Here is a 14,750-nt window from a genome sequence, read left to right as displayed (position 1 = left end):
GGGAAGTCTTAATGGAACAAGATTGGATGGAAAAGTTTAGAGCAGAACTTCTGGAGGATATGAAAAAGGAAGCAAGGCAAGAGATAGCGGAAGAAATGGCAAGAATTTATCTGGAGACCACTGATTATGATGATGAACCAATATCTGAAAGGTTTGGAGTGCCTATTTACAAAATAGAGCAATTTAGAGAAGACCATAAAAAGTGGCAGTTCGCAAAACAATTAGAGATAACAGAAGAACCAGCTTTTCTTGAGGACAATGTGATTTCATTGTGCTTACCAAAAGACATGTTTCTAAAGAAGGGAAAACTGGATGGGGCTGAAAATATGCTTTTGCTCGGTTTACATGCCACAGGATTAAAGCGATTTTTAGAACTCATCTCCGATGATACAAGGAAGACATTGCGAAAGATGCTAACTGAACAAGATTTAGACGTTAAAGAGGAGGGGGAAGAGTGAATTACTATCAAATGTTAGAGAATTTGCATGTTGTTTCCAATAATAAAGATAGAGATGATGAGAACTTCTGGTCACAAGAGGTATATAGCCAATCTGATTTTTCCAGTGCGTGTTTAGATGCCCATCTACTGGTAAGGAAAAATATTTGTAAACAAGTTGAGTGGGGAAAAGAACAAAATGAAGAATGAGCAAGAAATACCAAAAGAATATTGTCCGTATTGTGGCAAGAATTTGATAAGAATTCTTTCGGAACAAGAGCAAAAGAAATACAAACTTCGATACGTAAGTGAGAAAATTGGCGTTTCCAATTGGGATTCTATCTTTGCATGGAAATGTCCTTATTGTACTAAAACCTGGAGGAGGTAGTTATGACCTTATGTTAATCCCAAAGATAGAAGCTCAGCTTATTAATTATAAGATTTACGAAGAATATACTCCTACATTAAACAAGTTAGAATTCTTTCAAGGAGTTTTCCTCCCTTTTAACAATGAAAGACAAAAAATGTTGATGTTGTGCTTATTCAATATGGGCATCAGAGAATTTATCAGTATTCTTCCACAGGAATCAAAAGAAGAATTATTGTGTTTGCTTCAACAAGATTTGAAAGAATGATTTAATTTACACAACTTTCCTGCATTTACTTTCTGTTTGTTTAGAGTTTTGGTAAAATATGATAGCGGAGCTTTGGGTTTTCGTGCATCGAAAGGATATTTTTATGAGAACGAGCACCCTTTTTGCTTTACGAAACAACCACCTTTTTTGCGGAGCTTAAAGGTGGTTGTTTTCATTACTGTGTGTATTAATGCAGGAAGGCAAAAATTCCCTTTTTGACATAAAAATAGGGAGAAGTATTTATTTTACCAAATTGAGTAAAGTTGCTAAGGTAACTCTTTTCTTCGATAGTCTTAATTGAAATATGTAAAGAGTACGGTAAATGTCATTGACGAGATTACTAAACCATAATAAGCAGATAAAAGAACTTTTCAAGTCAATTCCAAATATGAAACAGTTTTTTCAGACACTTAATGAAGGTCCTGCCTTTCCTGTGAAAGCACCAATTATTGTGAAATCAGATGGTAGAGCAAACCCCATTGTAGGACACGCATATGATTATTGGTTAAGAGCGTTTATACAACGAATAAATAACCGCTTACAAGAAAATGATAATTTAGTTGCTTATCAGGGTCTATCCTTGCTTTTTACAGAGAAAAAATTTTTCGATAAAGATGCTTACAAATATCACCTTCCATTCATAAAAGAAGAAGAAAAAGAGTTCGGTAATTATTATTATGAGACCTATTTGAAATGAAAGAAGAGAATAAAACAACTGATGAATGGTTTGAAGCAGTCCTTGATTAAATACATGAAAAATACACGGATGAAATCCTTGAAAATATGGAGCTAAAGTTTTTTGGGGACTTTACAATAACTACCCATTATTCTGAAGGGGAAATTATTTATGATAATATTATTGAAAGAAGAAATTCTTACATTTTAGGGGAATCAGTTGATGATACTCAACTGATGGAAGATTGTATGATACTGGGGAATTTGGATGCTTTCTATCGTTCTAATTATATACATGAACAAGGTGTTTTTTATGTGTCAGAAAAGGATATCACAGACTTGTTAAATTTAACAAGAGAGACTCAAAAGTTTTCTTCTCTTTTCATAATGAACCATACTCTTATATGTAATCCTTCATTTGAAAAAGCATCTATTTTAGTAGGAGGAGCAGATGCTGATATTTTAATAGATAGCACGTTGATTGAGATAAAAACTGAGTCCCAGTTTGGATATAAAGCAGACCATATGAGGCAACTTATCGGATATTATATTTTATCTCTCTTTACACCTTCCTTTCCTAAAATAGATAAGTTGGCTATTTATAATTCAAGATTTTGTCGATATGTTTACATCAATATTGATGATATATTTGATTACTTTGATTTGATTGGTTTTGCTAAAGAATTTATTGAGATTCTCCTTGAAAGAAATTCGCTGTTAAACAAAGATAAAGACGTAATTCAGCAGTCTTTTGTAACCAAAACGAAAGATTTCCAGAAGTGAAAATAATATTATTTCATTTAAATATTTTTCAACAGGGATTTCAAAACTTCCTTAAAATAGGAAGTTTCTATAAATATTCAAGTAACTGGGAATGTTAAAAGGTTATTATTCATTAAATTGTTCAAGGGAGTGTTTATATTTGTTTTATACAATCGCATTATTTCTGTTTGCAGGAATTGCTGAGATTGGAGGAGGTTATCTTATTTGGCTGTGGCTAAGGGAAGGTAAGCCGTTTTATTGGGGTATATTTGGAGGTGTTGCATTAGCTTTATACGGTGTTATTGCTACATTTCAAACCTTTCCATCGTTTGGAAGAGTCTATGCGGCCTATGGAGGAGTATTTATAATACTTTCCGTATTATGGGGATGGGGTATTGATAAAAAGACACCAGATTTATATGACTGGGTGGGTGCAGGTATATGTTTAGTTGGTGTTTCAGTGATGTTGTTTGCACCACGCCAATAACAATTCCTTTAATAGAAGGGTATTGCTTTTTTAGTCTTAAGAAAAATGTATAACACTATCCTTGACCGTGTACTATAGTACACGGTTTATACTTTTATATGGGGTGAATAATTTGAGTTATCGTATTAGTGAATTTGCGGATAAGTGTAGGGTTAATAAAGAAACCATTAGATACTACGAACGAAAGAATTTATTACAAGAACCTTCTCGAACAAATTCAGGTTATCGGACATATTCAGAGGATGATGTTAAGCGTGTAGGGTTTATTAAACGAATGCAAGAGCTTGGTTTTTCTTTGAATGAAATTTATAAATTACTTGGGGTTGTAGATAAAGATGAAATTCGATGCCAGGACATGTTTGAATTTGTATCAAAAAAAGAAGAAGAAGTTAAAAAACAAATAGAAGATTTAAAGCGTATTGAACGCATGTTGAAAGATTTAAAGAAAAGATGTCCAGATGAAAAGGAGTTACATGAATGCCCCATTATTGAAGCGTTGATTGAGGACTAATAAGAAGGGAGATTTTTATGAAACATAAAAAGAGCTTTATTGTAGGAATGGTAGGGATATTTGTTGTTCTACTATGTTGTGCTACACCTATATTAGTTATTTTATTAAGTGCTATTGGATTAGGGGCGATAACTGGCTATTTAGATTATATTCTAATTCCAGTTTTAGCAATTTTTCTTGCCTTAACTCTCTACTCTTATAATAAGTTGAATAAATCGAATTCTAAGAATGATTCTTGTTGCTCTTAAGATATAGGTGGTGATAGTGATGAAAGAGAAAGTTTCACAAGTAGCAACACTATTTTCTGGATTTCTGATGGCAGGTTGTTGTTTAGGACCTGTAATTTTGATTCCTCTTGGTTTAACAGGTTTTGCTGGAGGATTAGCAATTTATGCAACGAAATATCAAACGATGCTAATAACGGTTACGTTGGTTTTATTAGCTTACTCATTTTATTTGATTTATGGGCGAAAGTGTAAAAAGAAAAGTTCTATTATTGGATTATGGATTACAACGGTTTTGGTATTTGGGATGTTTGTTTATACGCTAATTTCCAAAGGGTACTTGTAGGAAAGGGGTATTTATTGTGCGGGTTCAACAGGTTTTAGCCATCATTTTATTGTTGTTTTTACTTTTTCTTTCTGCGTGTAGTAATGAAAAAGAGATACAAACTATTACAAGTAATAATAGTAACTCCGTATCGTTTACAGTAACAGATATGTATTGTGCAAGTTGTCCATTTGTCGTAGAAAGTGCGATAAATAAAGTGGATGGGGTAAATAATGTAATTATTGAAACAAAAGGAACAGAGGGAACTGTAACGGTTTCTTATGATGATGTAAAAACAGATATTAAAATCATTCAAGAGTCCGTTTTGGATTTAGGTTACGGTGTAAAATAAAGGAGGATAAAACACATGAAAAAATATCGGATAAAGATTGAGGGAATGACTTGTACAGGGTGTGAAGAGCATGTAGCTGTCGCACTTGAAAATATAGGAGCTAAAAACATAAAAGCTAATTTTAGTCGTGGTGAAGCTGTATTTGAATTACCTGATAATAAAGAGATTGAAACTGCCAAAAGAGCTATCAATGAAGCAAAATATCAACCTGGTGAAATAGAAGATGTGTTATCAAAGGAAGATGTGGATTTAGGTAATGAAGGTGATTATGACCTGCTTATTATCGGTTCTGGTGGAGCGGCCTTTTCGGCCGCCATTAAAGCAATAGAATATGGGGCAAAAGTTGGGATGATTGAGCGTGGAACGGTTGGGGGAACATGCGTAAATATTGGTTGTGTTCCTTCAAAAACCCTTTTACGAGCTGGGGAAATCAATCATTTAGCAAAATCAAATCCATTTATTGGGTTACAAACATCTGCTGGAGAAGTAGAATTAGCACCGTTAGTAAAGCAAAAGAATGAATTGGTTAGTGAACTCCGCAATCAAAAATATGTTAATTTAATTGATAAATATGGATTTGATTTAATTGAGGGTGAAGCTAAATTTGTTGATGAAAGTATAGTTGAGGTAAATGGAAGAAAACTTTCAGCAAAACGCTTTTTAATCGCAACAGGTGCTTCTCCATCTTTACCACCGATTGCAGGACTTGAAGAAGTAGATTATTTAACAAGTACAACGCTACTTGAATTAAAAAAAGTTCCAAAACGCTTAACGGTAATTGGTTCAGGGTATATTGGAATGGAACTTGGGCAACTTTTTCATCATTTAGGTTCGGAAGTTACACTTATGCAAAGAAGTGAGCGTCTATTAAAAGAATATGACCCTGAGATTTCTGAAGCAGTGGAAAGAGCTTTAACAGAACAGGGTATAAACCTAATAAAAGGGGCAACTTTTGAGCGTGTGGAACAAGAAGGAGAAATAAAAAAGGTTTATGTAACGGTTGAAGGAAAACGAAAAATAATTGAATCAGAGCAACTCCTTGTTGCAACAGGTAGAAAACCAAATACAGATTCTCTAAATTTAAGTGTAGCAGGTGTTGAAGTGGGAAACCGCAAAGAAATAAAAATAAATGAATATGCTCAAACAAGTAATGAAAAGATTTATTCTGCTGGGGATGTAACACTTGGACCACAATTTGTGTATGTAGCGGCCTATGAAGGTGGAATTGTCGCTGATAATGCAATTGGTGGGTTAAATAAAAAATTAGATTTATCGGTTGTACCAGGTGTTACATTTACAAATCCTTCGATTGCAACCGTTGGTTTAACAGAAGAACAAGCAAAAGAAAAAGGATATGATGTCAAAACATCTGTATTACCTTTAGAAGCTGTTCCAAGAGCAATTGTGAATCGTGAAACCACAGGTGTATTCAAAATAGTGGCAGATGCGAAAACATTAAAGATATTAGGAGTCCATGTTGTATCTGAAAATGCTGGTGATGTAATTTATGCAGGAACATTAGCTGTGAAATTTGGTCTAACTGTTGAAGACTTAAAGGAAAGCCTTGCACCATACTTAACAATGGCAGAAGGGTTAAAGTTGGCTTCTCTTACGTTTGATAAAGACGTTTCAAAATTATCTTGTTGTGCAGGATAGAAGGTCTGTACATGTTCTTCTTAAACAAATGGTGCTTTACTTCAATAAGGAGTAAAGCATTTTTTATTCAATTAACCTTGAGTATTTAATTCCTTACTTTTTTATCATTTTGGATTTTAATTCCAATAATTTTTCTGTACATACCATTTAGCATAATTGGTGAATCCATTTGTATGGATAATTGCTTAGAAAATGGATTAGCCACTTGTTCAAATCTCAATCCAATATCTGTACCCAACAAGGAGATAAGCGGTCTTATTCCCCTTTTGAAAAGGGATAGTTCTTGGTTCTCAGGAACGAATTTATCAAATATCAATATTCTCCCTTTAGGTTTCGTTACTCTAATCATCTCTTCCATACACTTATGAGGATTTGGGACAACAGAAAGAAGTAAACTTGCTATTACAATGTCAAAAGATTCATCAGGAAATGTTAAATCCTGTGCATCCATTTGCAGGAATGTAATATCTGTATGATGAAACTTTTCTCTTGCTTTATCCAGCATGTCACTGGAAAAATCAATGGCTGTTATGTCGATATCATTATGAGGGACATACTCTAAATCTGCACCTGTACCACAACCTACGAAGAGTACCCTTTCCTCCTGAACCCATTCTATATCCTTAAATACCTCTCTTCTTGCTTTTAAAAAAATTCCTTTATTGAAAAATTGGTCATAAAATGGCGACCATACTTTATAGATAATTTGATTCCATGTGCTATTCATTTTAGAACTCCTCGTTTAAAAACTTTATTGTGTATCTGTATTCTTTGGAATATTAATAAAATCCTTTAATTTGTGGGATTTTCATAAAGATAAGAATAATTTTTCGTTTCATTCAAATATATATTTGAATAACAAAGGGGTTAGAGTTATAATATATTCAAATAAACATTTGAATGAGAAAGGAGAAGTGAATGTGAGTAAAAAAGATACATGTGAAATTTATTGCTACGATGAAGAGAAAGTAAATCGAGTTCAAGAGGAAATCGAGAAGGCAGATATCAGTAATATTTCCAAAGTATTTAAAGTAATAGGTGATGAAAATCGTACTAAGATTGCGTATGCTCTTTGTCAAGAAGATGAACTATGTGTTTGTGATGTTGCCAATATCTTAGGTACATCTGTAGCGACAGCCTCCCATCATCTTCGTACTCTTCATAAACTTTCTATATTAAGGCATCGAAAAGAAGGGAAATTGGCTTTTTATTCATTAGACGATGACCATATTAAACAGTTAATCCTTATTGCATTGGAACATAATCAGGAGGTGAAAGCACATGTCTGAACAACAACAAACGAAAACTTATAGAGTACAAGGTTTTACTTGTGCAAATTGTGCATCAATATTTGAAAACAACGTCAAAGCACTTGAAGGAGTTCAAGATGCGAAAGTAAATTTTGGTGCATCGAAAGTTGATGTTATTGGAAATGCAACTATTGAAGAGTTAGAAAAAGCAGGGGCATTTGAAAATTTAAAGATAAGAAATGAAAGAGAGCAAGTTGTTAAGCAAGAATCTTTTTGGAAACAAAAAGAAAATATAAAAGTATATATATCAGCAGTCTTACTATTGATAAGTTGGATGATGACCAAACAATATGGTGAGGAAAGTCTAATTCCGACTATAGGCTATGCACTTTCTATTTTGATTGGTGGCTATTCCCTATTTATCAAAGGACTTAAAAATTTAGTTCATTTAAAGTTTGATATGAATACCTTGATGACGGTAGCCATATTAGGAGCATCTGCTATTGGAGAATGGGGCGAAGGAGCAACTGTTGTTATCCTGTTTGCAGTTAGCGAAGCATTAGAAAGATACTCAATGGATAAAGCTCGTAATTCTATCCAATCCCTAATGGATATAGCACCAAAAGAAGCTCTTATTCGTAGAGGAAATAAAGAGATTACGGTTCAAGTTGATGACATTCAAATAGACGACATTATGATAGTAAAACCAGGTCAGAAACTTGCAATGGATGGGATTGTTGTAAAAGGAACATCTACTATCAATCAAGCGGCCATTACGGGTGAATCTGTACCAGTAGTAAAAAAAGTCAATGAAGAGGTATATGCTGGTACGTTGAATGAAGAAGGATTATTAGAGGTAAAAGTTACGAAACGTGTTGAGGATACCACTCTTTCCAAAATCATTCATATGGTGGAGGAAGCACAAGCGGAAAAAGCACCATCCCAGGCGTTTGTAGACAAATTTGCAAAGTATTATACACCAGGAATTATTATTATTGCCCTATTACTGGCAGTAGTTCCTCCCCTATTCTTAAACGGAGATTGGCAGGAGTGGATTTATAGAGGTTTGGCAGTTCTTGTTGTAGGTTGTCCTTGTGCGTTGGTCATTTCAACACCAGTATCCATTGTAACTGCCATAGGAAATGGAGCGAAAAATGGTGTTTTGATAAAAGGTGGAATTCACTTAGAAGAAACAGGGGCATTAAAAGTTATTGCATTTGATAAAACTGGAACACTTACAAAAGGTCTTCCTTCTGTTACAGATATTGTCGCTTTTAATGAAGAAGAACAAAAAATAATGACGATTACATCTGCAATTGAAAAGGGGTCACAGCATCCGTTAGCTTCAGCCATTATAAGAAAAGCTGAAGCCGATAATTTACCTTATAAAGATGTGAATATAGAGAACTTCCAGTCGATTACAGGAAAAGGTGTAAAAGCAGATATCGATGGAACGACTTATTATGTAGGTAGTCCAAATTTATTCGAGGAATTATATAGCATAGAAAAGAATATTAAACAACAGATAACTAATATGCAAGAGCAAGGAAAAACAGTGATGGTCTTAGGAACTTCTAAAGAGATTATGTCTCTTATTGCAGTGGCAGATGAAGTAAGGGAGAGTTCTAAAGAGGCAATTCGTAAACTTCATCAAATTGGCATTGAAAAGACGGTCATGCTTACAGGAGATAATGAAGGAACAGCTAAAGCAATCGGTAAAGAAGTTGGTGTCATGGAGATACAAGCTGAACTTTTACCAGAAGATAAGTTAGTCTATATTAAACAGCTTCGTAGTAAATATGATAAAGTAGCAATGGTCGGAGACGGAGTAAACGATGCACCTGCCCTTGCATCTGCAACAGTGGGTATAGCAATGGGCGGAGCTGGAACGGACACAGCATTAGAGACTGCGGATATTGCTTTGATGTCTGATGATTTAAGTAAACTTCCATATACAATCAAACTAAGTCGAAAAGCGTTGGCAATCATTAAGCAAAATATTACTTTTTCATTAGGCATTAAGTTACTTGCCTTGGTACTTATTGTTCCAGGCTGGTTGACATTGTGGTTAGCCATCTTTGCAGATATGGGAGCAACATTGATTGTTACCCTAAACAGTTTAAGATTATTGAAAGTAAAGGAATAATGGAAAAATGTTAGCACTCAATCCCTAATCCCTTTTTTCCTATCACCTGCTTCTATGTTATAGCAAAAAGAAGTTTTACCCAAGGCAAATAAACTGTTCCCTTGGTTAAATAAGTTGTTCCCTAAAACGAGTGAAAATTGGAGGATAGCCTCCAGTTTTCCTCGTTTTTTTGTGTCCAGAAGCGGAGAAAAAGCCAGTAAAAAGCATGAGAAAGGCATGAATAAAGGCAGGAGGAAACGTCTGATAAAGCCCGATAAATCAACGATTTCAAGATAAAAACCAGAGGAAAAGAGAGAAAAAGGGCAGGAGAAAAAGCAGGAAAAACCCTTAGCCCTGACCCATTTTTATCCCTGTTCCTACGGAACAACTTATTTTCCTAAAAAATCAGGATTCTGACAAAAAATAGGAGAAAAAAGGAGCGAACGGGGGAACAACTCATTTGCCTACAGAAAATGGGAAAATCGGAGAAAGGCAGGAATGACAAGGGTTTGAGAGAAGGGGGGAGAATACACTTTAATTTTGCGACTACAGTTAAAACAACCATTTCCAAAATAGTTTTACAGGGAAATGATCGTTAAAAGGATAAGGAGTGAATTCTCACTTGACATTTTATTAGTAACAAAGTCATTCTTTTAATTGAGTGACTATATCAATGTAAAGGAAGGATAATTCCAGAGGTCATCTATAAGCTGAGGGAGTGTTGTCATGAAAGGAATCTATTTAGATTACAATGCAAGTACACCAATTGCAGGGCAAGTGCGGAAGGCGATGCTGCCATTTTTAGAAAATCACTACGGAAACCCATCTGCTCTTCACTTTGCGGGCGTCGATGCAAAACAAGCTGTTGAGCGAGCAAGAAAACAAGTAGCGGCACTATTAAACGTGAAACAGAGTGAAATCATATTTACAAGTGGTGCAAGTGAGTCCAATAATCATGTATTAAAAGGCGTGTTCCAGCAGTCAAGAGATAAGGGAAATCATATTATTACAACCAAGATTGAACACCCCTCTATTTTAAAGCCATGTGAATACCTTGAAAAACAAGGGGCAACCATTACTTATATTGGGGTTGACCAATTTGGTCGTGTAAACCCTCATGATATAGAGGCAGCCATTACAGATCAAACAATACTAATTTCTGTCATGCATGCAAATAATGAGGTTGGAACGCTTCAGCCTATCGAAGAGATTAGTGAGATAGCAAAAAAATATCATATTCTTTTTCATACAGATGCTTCACAATCCGTTGGAAAGGTGCAGGTGGATGTAAAAGAGCTTGGGGTTGATTTTCTAAGCTTAGCCGGTCACAAGGTATATGCACCAAAGGGAATAGGCGCACTATTTATTAGAGAAGGAATTGAGATTGAGCCGTTGATACATGGAGCAGGCCATGAAAGCGGGAGAAGAGCGGGTACTGAAAATGTCTTATTAGCTGTTGGATTGGGTGAAGCCTGCGAAGTTGCGCATCAGAGCTTAGAGCAGAATATGGAGATTCAAGAGCTTCGAGATTATTTTTGGGACCGGTTAAGGAAATTGCCCGATGTCGCTCTTTCTTTAAATGGGCATACTGAACTTCGTCTTCCAAATACGCTAAATATTAACTTCGAGAATAGGGTAGGCCAAGATATATTGGATTCCGTCCCGCAAATTGCAGCCTCTACCGGATCAGCGTGTCATACAGGCGAGGTAAACTTATCACCAGTGTTAAAAGCCATGGGGGTAAAGGAGAGTGCCGGCAAGGGGGCAGTTCGTTTTAGTTTAGGAAGATATACAACGAAAAGTGATATAGACACCACCCTTGAATTATTGAAAAGCGCGCTAAAAAATTAAGAAGAATGGATACATGATTAATCCGAGGGTCTACTGAATGATACAAATCAGTTGGCCTTCTTTTTTTAAGAAGGTTTCCGTAAAAACAAAGATCTTATCCTAAACAAATAGTTTCTACATACAAACGCTTGGAGTAATTAACTTTAATATGGTAAGCTAGTTATAGATATAATTTTTTATAAATTCTTGAAATGAGAATAGTACAATTAAATATACGTGAACATAGGTGGAGTCTGTCAAGTCGGGATAAGTATGTCCAAATATGACAGACTTTAATTTTAGTGTGTGATACGTTTGTTTGTATCTGTTGCCAACCTGTTTGTAGATTGAAAAATATAAAAGATAAAGGGGGCAGCTATAAAACATGAGCATTGACGTTGCGGTAATCACGGTGGCCTATTTTATCATTGTCGTTTTAACTTACGTTATTTCTGTTCTCAAGGGTTCAAAGGATGAGAGGGGACAGGAGATAATAAACAAAGCCTTTAACCATGCCTATATCGCTCTAATACTCGGACTTGTCTTCATCTATCTCCTGGTTATCCTTCCTCATATACCAATCGATTCTCAAACCACCTCCTATTTGCTCTTGGCAAGCAAATTCATATCAGCACTTACACTCGGAGGCAGTCTGTTTATCTTAAATAGGAAAAGACGATTTGAATAGTAGCGGAGGGACGGTTCTTCTGCTTCCACATGGCTATGACCTCCTGATAACAATTCATTTTCTGGATAAACTAGCAGAAATGAGGATGTGAAGGGGAGTGGTCATATGCAGTTGAAAGGCAATATTATTTCTGGTGAGTTTGACGAACAGATGAACGAATTTACATTGCAGCAAATGAAGCATTTTTCAACTGAATCAACTATTAAGGAAAACCAATTAAATGCTCTTTACCATTACTTGAAAAAGCATGAAAATGAACCGGATGGCCAAGTTATCACCTTATACGACCAAATGCCTGTCTATCTTAGCCAGGAAGATATCAAACATTTCTTATCAGATCTCGAGAAAGTTCAATCTCTGTACCACTAAATTCCCTCAATAAAACTGAGGGCTTTTTTCATGCTGTGATACATTTTGATACATAATCTTCTTAATAAAGAAATGTAATCAAACATTTGTATATATTTCACTAGACTCTTTTTAAGTGACAGAGCAAAGCAATGTGAGAATAATGTAAACTGTTTAACTATATGAAACGGCTGGGGATGACGTATCGCAAATAAAGGTGTAAATTTTAGACGTAAGGCATTACGGAGATAGAGTTACCTATCAATCAATTCTTTCTAATGATCTGGGAGTAAACGAACCTAAGTTGTTATTAATGATTTAAACTAGGAAGCAAGAGAACCGTCCCCCTGCTTCGCACAGAAAGGTGGTGAAACCAATGGTGGTTAGATCGAATAGGAAAAAGTTAGTGATTAAGTTTTTGGCTTCATTTGTGTTTGTTTTAGTTGCTATTATTGGGATTCCATATGGCATTAGGGAAATGGAATTTGGACTTGTTGGTGCTGGAATTCTTGCCCTTTGCTTTTTTCCTGTCTTCATTCGTTCATTTATCAATCTGATCAAACCAAGTACCATTTTTGTGGTAAAGAATGGTTATCTCATATCCAAAAGAAAAAAAGTCGAGCTTGCCCTTGTTAAAGGCTATTATTTTATGTGGATGGGGCTTTCCAATTATATTTGTCTGGTTAAAAAGGATGGCGGTGAGGTAAAGATTAACCTGAAGAATCTAGTAGATTTAGAGGATTTTCAAAAGGAACTGGAGCAGTATATCCCTTATGTAAATCCAGATTAAAGTGCATGAATCCTCCAATTAGTTGGGGGATTTTTTATGTCGCCATATACGTAACTTCATTATTGTAAAACGCTTCAATAAACGGTGTTCAAGAAATAGACAACTATATAAAATACCGATTACTTATTCAAACATACCAACGATATTTTGAATTTGTTTATTAGAATAACTTTTCTATAATAATTAGGAAGCGTTTAATAAGATGATACTTCTAATAAGGCGCTTTATTTATATTCTAAAATACTAATTTGTTAGGAGAAAACTGATGAAGCTGAACCGTAAATTATTTTTAATTGGTTTCTTATTCATTTGCAGTATTTTGATTTCAGCATGCTCAAATAATGAAGAAGCCAGTGAAGCTAAGGACTCAACAGATGAAATTGAAGTGCTCACCTTGGCAGACCTTCAAGAAAACCTAGGGAAAGATGACTGGGCTGTTGTTGACACAAGATCAAATGATGCTTGGAATGGCTGGGCATTAGATGGAGTAGAAAGAGGCGGACATATTAAAGGTGCAGTTGATTTCTCAGCTGCATGGTTAACTGCCGATGTTGACAAAATGGATGAAAAGATTAGTGAAGTACTAAAAACAAAAGGAATTACAGCAGATAAAAACATTGTTCTATATGATGCAAACGGAAAAGATGCAAAGGAAGTAGCGGGTTATCTAACGAAGCAAGGGTTTGAGAACGTATATACCTTTGATGTAAAAGAGTGGGCAGCTAACAAAGAGCTGGCAATGGAAAGCTATCCAAACTATGAGATGGTTGTTCCGGCAACATGGATTAATGATTTAATTAAAGATAATAATGATGGTCAACCATATAAAGTTTTTGAAGTAAGCTGGGGTGATGAAGCCGAGGATTATAAAAAAGGCCATATCCCGGGAGCTGTTCATATTAATACAGATGAAGTAGAAGAAGGGCCTGTATGGAATCGCTTGTCGGATTCAGAGCTTGAGGCATTCGCTTTGAAAAATGGCATTACCGCTGATACAACTGTTGCACTTTACGGAGCAGATCCAACAGCAGCTTACCGTGTTGCCGTCATTTTAAAATACATGGGTGTGGAGGATGTCCGCGTATTAAACGGCGGGTGGGAAGCTTGGAGCAATTCAGGCTATGAGATTGAGAAAAAGGAAAACCAAAAGACAGCGGTCAAATCCTTTGGCGCAACTGTCCCGGTTAATCCTGACTATATTATTGATTTAGAAGAAGCAAAGCAAATTCTTGCTGATAAAGAAAATAGTATACTTGTAGATATTCGTAGCTGGGACGAATTTACGGGTAAAGTATCAGGCTATGATTATATTGAACCAAAAGGTCGTCCTGCTGGATCACTTTGGGGTCACGCCGGATCAGATGCAATGCATCTTGAGGATTACCGAAATTTAGATAACACAATGAGAAACAGTGATGAAATACTTTCGATGTGGAAAGCGGAAGGTATCACACCGGATAAACAGCTTGCTTTTTATTGTGGAACAGGCTGGAGAGCTGCTGAAGTATTATTCTATGCAGACGTCATGGGATTAGAAAATATAAAATTATATGATGGCGGCTGGAATGAGTGGAGTATGGATCCTTCAAACCCAGTTGAAACGGGTGAACCAACTAAATAATCTATCGTCATAAGGTAAAAGACAATACGATATCT

The 14,750-nt window shown here is 35.5% G+C and carries 19 protein-coding genes; 18 read left to right on the top strand and 1 reads right to left on the bottom strand.

Going from position 1 to position 14,750, the window contains the following annotated elements; all coding sequences use genetic code 11:
* Positions 1-11 precede the first annotated feature (11 nt).
* From ACHUFV_RS18965 to merA, 11 genes are all read left to right on the top strand, one after another.
* A complete protein-coding gene (locus tag ACHUFV_RS18965) occupies positions 12-458 on the top strand; it encodes a hypothetical protein (RefSeq protein WP_062686384.1) in 447 nt (148 codons plus the stop codon).
* Positions 455-646, top strand: a complete 192-nt coding sequence (locus ACHUFV_RS18960) for a hypothetical protein (RefSeq protein ID WP_036178230.1) — start codon at positions 455-457, stop codon at positions 644-646. The genes ACHUFV_RS18965 and ACHUFV_RS18960 overlap by 4 nt, the downstream gene beginning before the upstream one ends.
* A gap of 98 nt (positions 647-744) precedes the next feature.
* Entirely contained in the window at positions 745-1,071 is a 327-nt protein-coding gene (locus ACHUFV_RS18955; protein ID WP_169187617.1) for a hypothetical protein, read from the top strand.
* A 388-nt stretch (positions 1,072-1,459) separates the two neighbouring features.
* On the top strand, positions 1,460-1,768 hold the full coding sequence (locus ACHUFV_RS18950; RefSeq protein ID WP_139109147.1) for a hypothetical protein: 309 nt from the start codon (positions 1,460-1,462) through the stop codon (positions 1,766-1,768).
* Positions 1,769-1,854: 86 nt separating this feature from the next.
* Positions 1,855-2,529: a hypothetical protein gene (locus tag ACHUFV_RS18945; protein WP_062686381.1), complete on the top strand. Its 675-nt coding sequence runs from the start codon at positions 1,855-1,857 to the stop codon at positions 2,527-2,529.
* 139 nt (positions 2,530-2,668) lie between these two features.
* On the top strand, positions 2,669-2,995 hold the full coding sequence (locus ACHUFV_RS18940) for a YnfA family protein (protein WP_062686379.1): 327 nt from the start codon (positions 2,669-2,671) through the stop codon (positions 2,993-2,995).
* A gap of 112 nt (positions 2,996-3,107) precedes the next feature.
* On the top strand, positions 3,108-3,506 hold the full coding sequence (merR, locus tag ACHUFV_RS18935) for an Hg(II)-responsive transcriptional regulator (protein WP_062686376.1): 399 nt from the start codon (positions 3,108-3,110) through the stop codon (positions 3,504-3,506).
* 17 nt (positions 3,507-3,523) lie between these two features.
* Complete coding sequence (gene merF, locus ACHUFV_RS18930) at positions 3,524-3,754, top strand: mercury resistance system transport protein MerF (RefSeq protein WP_036178241.1); 231 nt, start codon at positions 3,524-3,526, stop codon at positions 3,752-3,754.
* A 19-nt stretch (positions 3,755-3,773) separates the two neighbouring features.
* The gene (gene merT, locus ACHUFV_RS18925) at positions 3,774-4,076 is read left to right on the top strand and encodes a mercuric transport protein MerT (protein WP_062686373.1); all 303 of its coding nucleotides are present in this window, start codon (positions 3,774-3,776) and stop codon (positions 4,074-4,076) included.
* Between the two features lie 16 nt (positions 4,077-4,092).
* Positions 4,093-4,407, top strand: coding sequence for a heavy-metal-associated domain-containing protein (locus ACHUFV_RS18920; protein ID WP_062686372.1), 315 nt, complete (start codon positions 4,093-4,095; stop codon positions 4,405-4,407).
* Positions 4,408-4,422: 15 nt separating this feature from the next.
* Positions 4,423-6,063, top strand: coding sequence for a mercury(II) reductase (gene merA / locus ACHUFV_RS18915; RefSeq protein ID WP_062686370.1), 1,641 nt, complete (start codon positions 4,423-4,425; stop codon positions 6,061-6,063).
* An 85-nt stretch (positions 6,064-6,148) separates the two neighbouring features.
* Here merA and ACHUFV_RS18910 read toward each other — a convergent pair whose 3' ends face one another.
* Positions 6,149-6,790: a class I SAM-dependent methyltransferase gene (locus ACHUFV_RS18910; RefSeq protein ID WP_044394568.1), complete on the bottom strand. Its 642-nt coding sequence runs from the start codon at positions 6,788-6,790 to the stop codon at positions 6,149-6,151.
* Between the two features lie 193 nt (positions 6,791-6,983).
* Here ACHUFV_RS18910 and ACHUFV_RS18905 point away from each other — a divergent pair, with 193 nt between their 5' ends.
* The 7 genes from ACHUFV_RS18905 to ACHUFV_RS18875 all read left to right on the top strand — a co-directional run bounded on the left by ACHUFV_RS18905 (position 6,984) and on the right by ACHUFV_RS18875 (position 14,715).
* The gene (locus ACHUFV_RS18905) at positions 6,984-7,352 is read left to right on the top strand and encodes an ArsR/SmtB family transcription factor (RefSeq protein WP_044394569.1); all 369 of its coding nucleotides are present in this window, start codon (positions 6,984-6,986) and stop codon (positions 7,350-7,352) included.
* Positions 7,345-9,459: a heavy metal translocating P-type ATPase gene (locus ACHUFV_RS18900; RefSeq protein ID WP_044394570.1), complete on the top strand. Its 2,115-nt coding sequence runs from the start codon at positions 7,345-7,347 to the stop codon at positions 9,457-9,459. Before ACHUFV_RS18905 ends, ACHUFV_RS18900 begins: the two co-directional genes overlap by 8 nt.
* A 705-nt stretch (positions 9,460-10,164) precedes the next feature.
* Positions 10,165-11,289 carry a cysteine desulfurase family protein gene (locus ACHUFV_RS18895; RefSeq protein ID WP_394236875.1) on the top strand — a complete coding sequence of 375 codons (1,125 nt, stop codon included), beginning with the start codon at positions 10,165-10,167 and terminating at the stop codon, positions 11,287-11,289.
* A 364-nt stretch (positions 11,290-11,653) separates the two neighbouring features.
* The gene (locus ACHUFV_RS18890; RefSeq protein WP_394236874.1) at positions 11,654-11,956 is read left to right on the top strand and encodes a hypothetical protein; all 303 of its coding nucleotides are present in this window, start codon (positions 11,654-11,656) and stop codon (positions 11,954-11,956) included.
* Between the two features lie 105 nt (positions 11,957-12,061).
* The gene (locus tag ACHUFV_RS18885) at positions 12,062-12,325 is read left to right on the top strand and encodes a hypothetical protein (RefSeq protein WP_394236873.1); all 264 of its coding nucleotides are present in this window, start codon (positions 12,062-12,064) and stop codon (positions 12,323-12,325) included.
* 355 nt (positions 12,326-12,680) lie between these two features.
* Complete coding sequence (locus tag ACHUFV_RS18880) at positions 12,681-13,094, top strand: hypothetical protein (protein WP_394236871.1); 414 nt, start codon at positions 12,681-12,683, stop codon at positions 13,092-13,094.
* A 265-nt stretch (positions 13,095-13,359) separates the two neighbouring features.
* Entirely contained in the window at positions 13,360-14,715 is a 1,356-nt protein-coding gene (locus ACHUFV_RS18875; RefSeq protein ID WP_394236869.1) for a rhodanese-like domain-containing protein, read from the top strand.
* Positions 14,716-14,750: the final 35 nt, after the last annotated feature.

The organism is Niallia oryzisoli, assembly GCF_043641075.1.
In the GTDB taxonomy this organism is placed as follows: domain Bacteria; phylum Bacillota; class Bacilli; order Bacillales; family Cytobacillaceae; genus Bacillus_BD; species Bacillus_BD oryzisoli_A.
Note: the sequence above shows the minus strand (reverse complement) of the source record. Positions and strands in the feature narration are given on the sequence as shown.

Excerpts from the sequence above, each read along its gene's own strand:
- ACHUFV_RS18875 (WP_394236869.1), top strand. The coding sequence starts at position 13,360 with ATGAAGCTGAACCGTAAATTATTTTTAATTGGTTTCTTATTCATTTGC.
- merA (WP_062686370.1), top strand. The coding sequence starts at position 4,423 with ATGAAAAAATATCGGATAAAGATTGAGGGAATGACTTGTACAGGGTGT.
- ACHUFV_RS18885 (WP_394236873.1), top strand. The coding sequence starts at position 12,062 with ATGCAGTTGAAAGGCAATATTATTTCTGGTGAGTTTGACGAACAGATG.
- ACHUFV_RS18900 (WP_044394570.1), top strand. The coding sequence starts at position 7,345 with ATGTCTGAACAACAACAAACGAAAACTTATAGAGTACAAGGTTTTACT.
- ACHUFV_RS18895 (WP_394236875.1), top strand. The coding sequence starts at position 10,165 with ATGAAAGGAATCTATTTAGATTACAATGCAAGTACACCAATTGCAGGG.
- ACHUFV_RS18880 (WP_394236871.1), top strand. The coding sequence starts at position 12,681 with ATGGTGGTTAGATCGAATAGGAAAAAGTTAGTGATTAAGTTTTTGGCT.
- ACHUFV_RS18950 (WP_139109147.1), top strand. The coding sequence starts at position 1,460 with ATGAAACAGTTTTTTCAGACACTTAATGAAGGTCCTGCCTTTCCTGTG.
- ACHUFV_RS18910 (WP_044394568.1), bottom strand. The coding sequence starts at position 6,790 with ATGAATAGCACATGGAATCAAATTATCTATAAAGTATGGTCGCCATTT.
- ACHUFV_RS18945 (WP_062686381.1), top strand. The coding sequence starts at position 1,855 with ATGGAGCTAAAGTTTTTTGGGGACTTTACAATAACTACCCATTATTCT.
- merT (WP_062686373.1), top strand. The coding sequence starts at position 3,774 with ATGAAAGAGAAAGTTTCACAAGTAGCAACACTATTTTCTGGATTTCTG.
- ACHUFV_RS18965 (WP_062686384.1), top strand. The coding sequence starts at position 12 with ATGGAACAAGATTGGATGGAAAAGTTTAGAGCAGAACTTCTGGAGGAT.
- merF (WP_036178241.1), top strand. The coding sequence starts at position 3,524 with ATGAAACATAAAAAGAGCTTTATTGTAGGAATGGTAGGGATATTTGTT.
- ACHUFV_RS18890 (WP_394236874.1), top strand. The coding sequence starts at position 11,654 with ATGAGCATTGACGTTGCGGTAATCACGGTGGCCTATTTTATCATTGTC.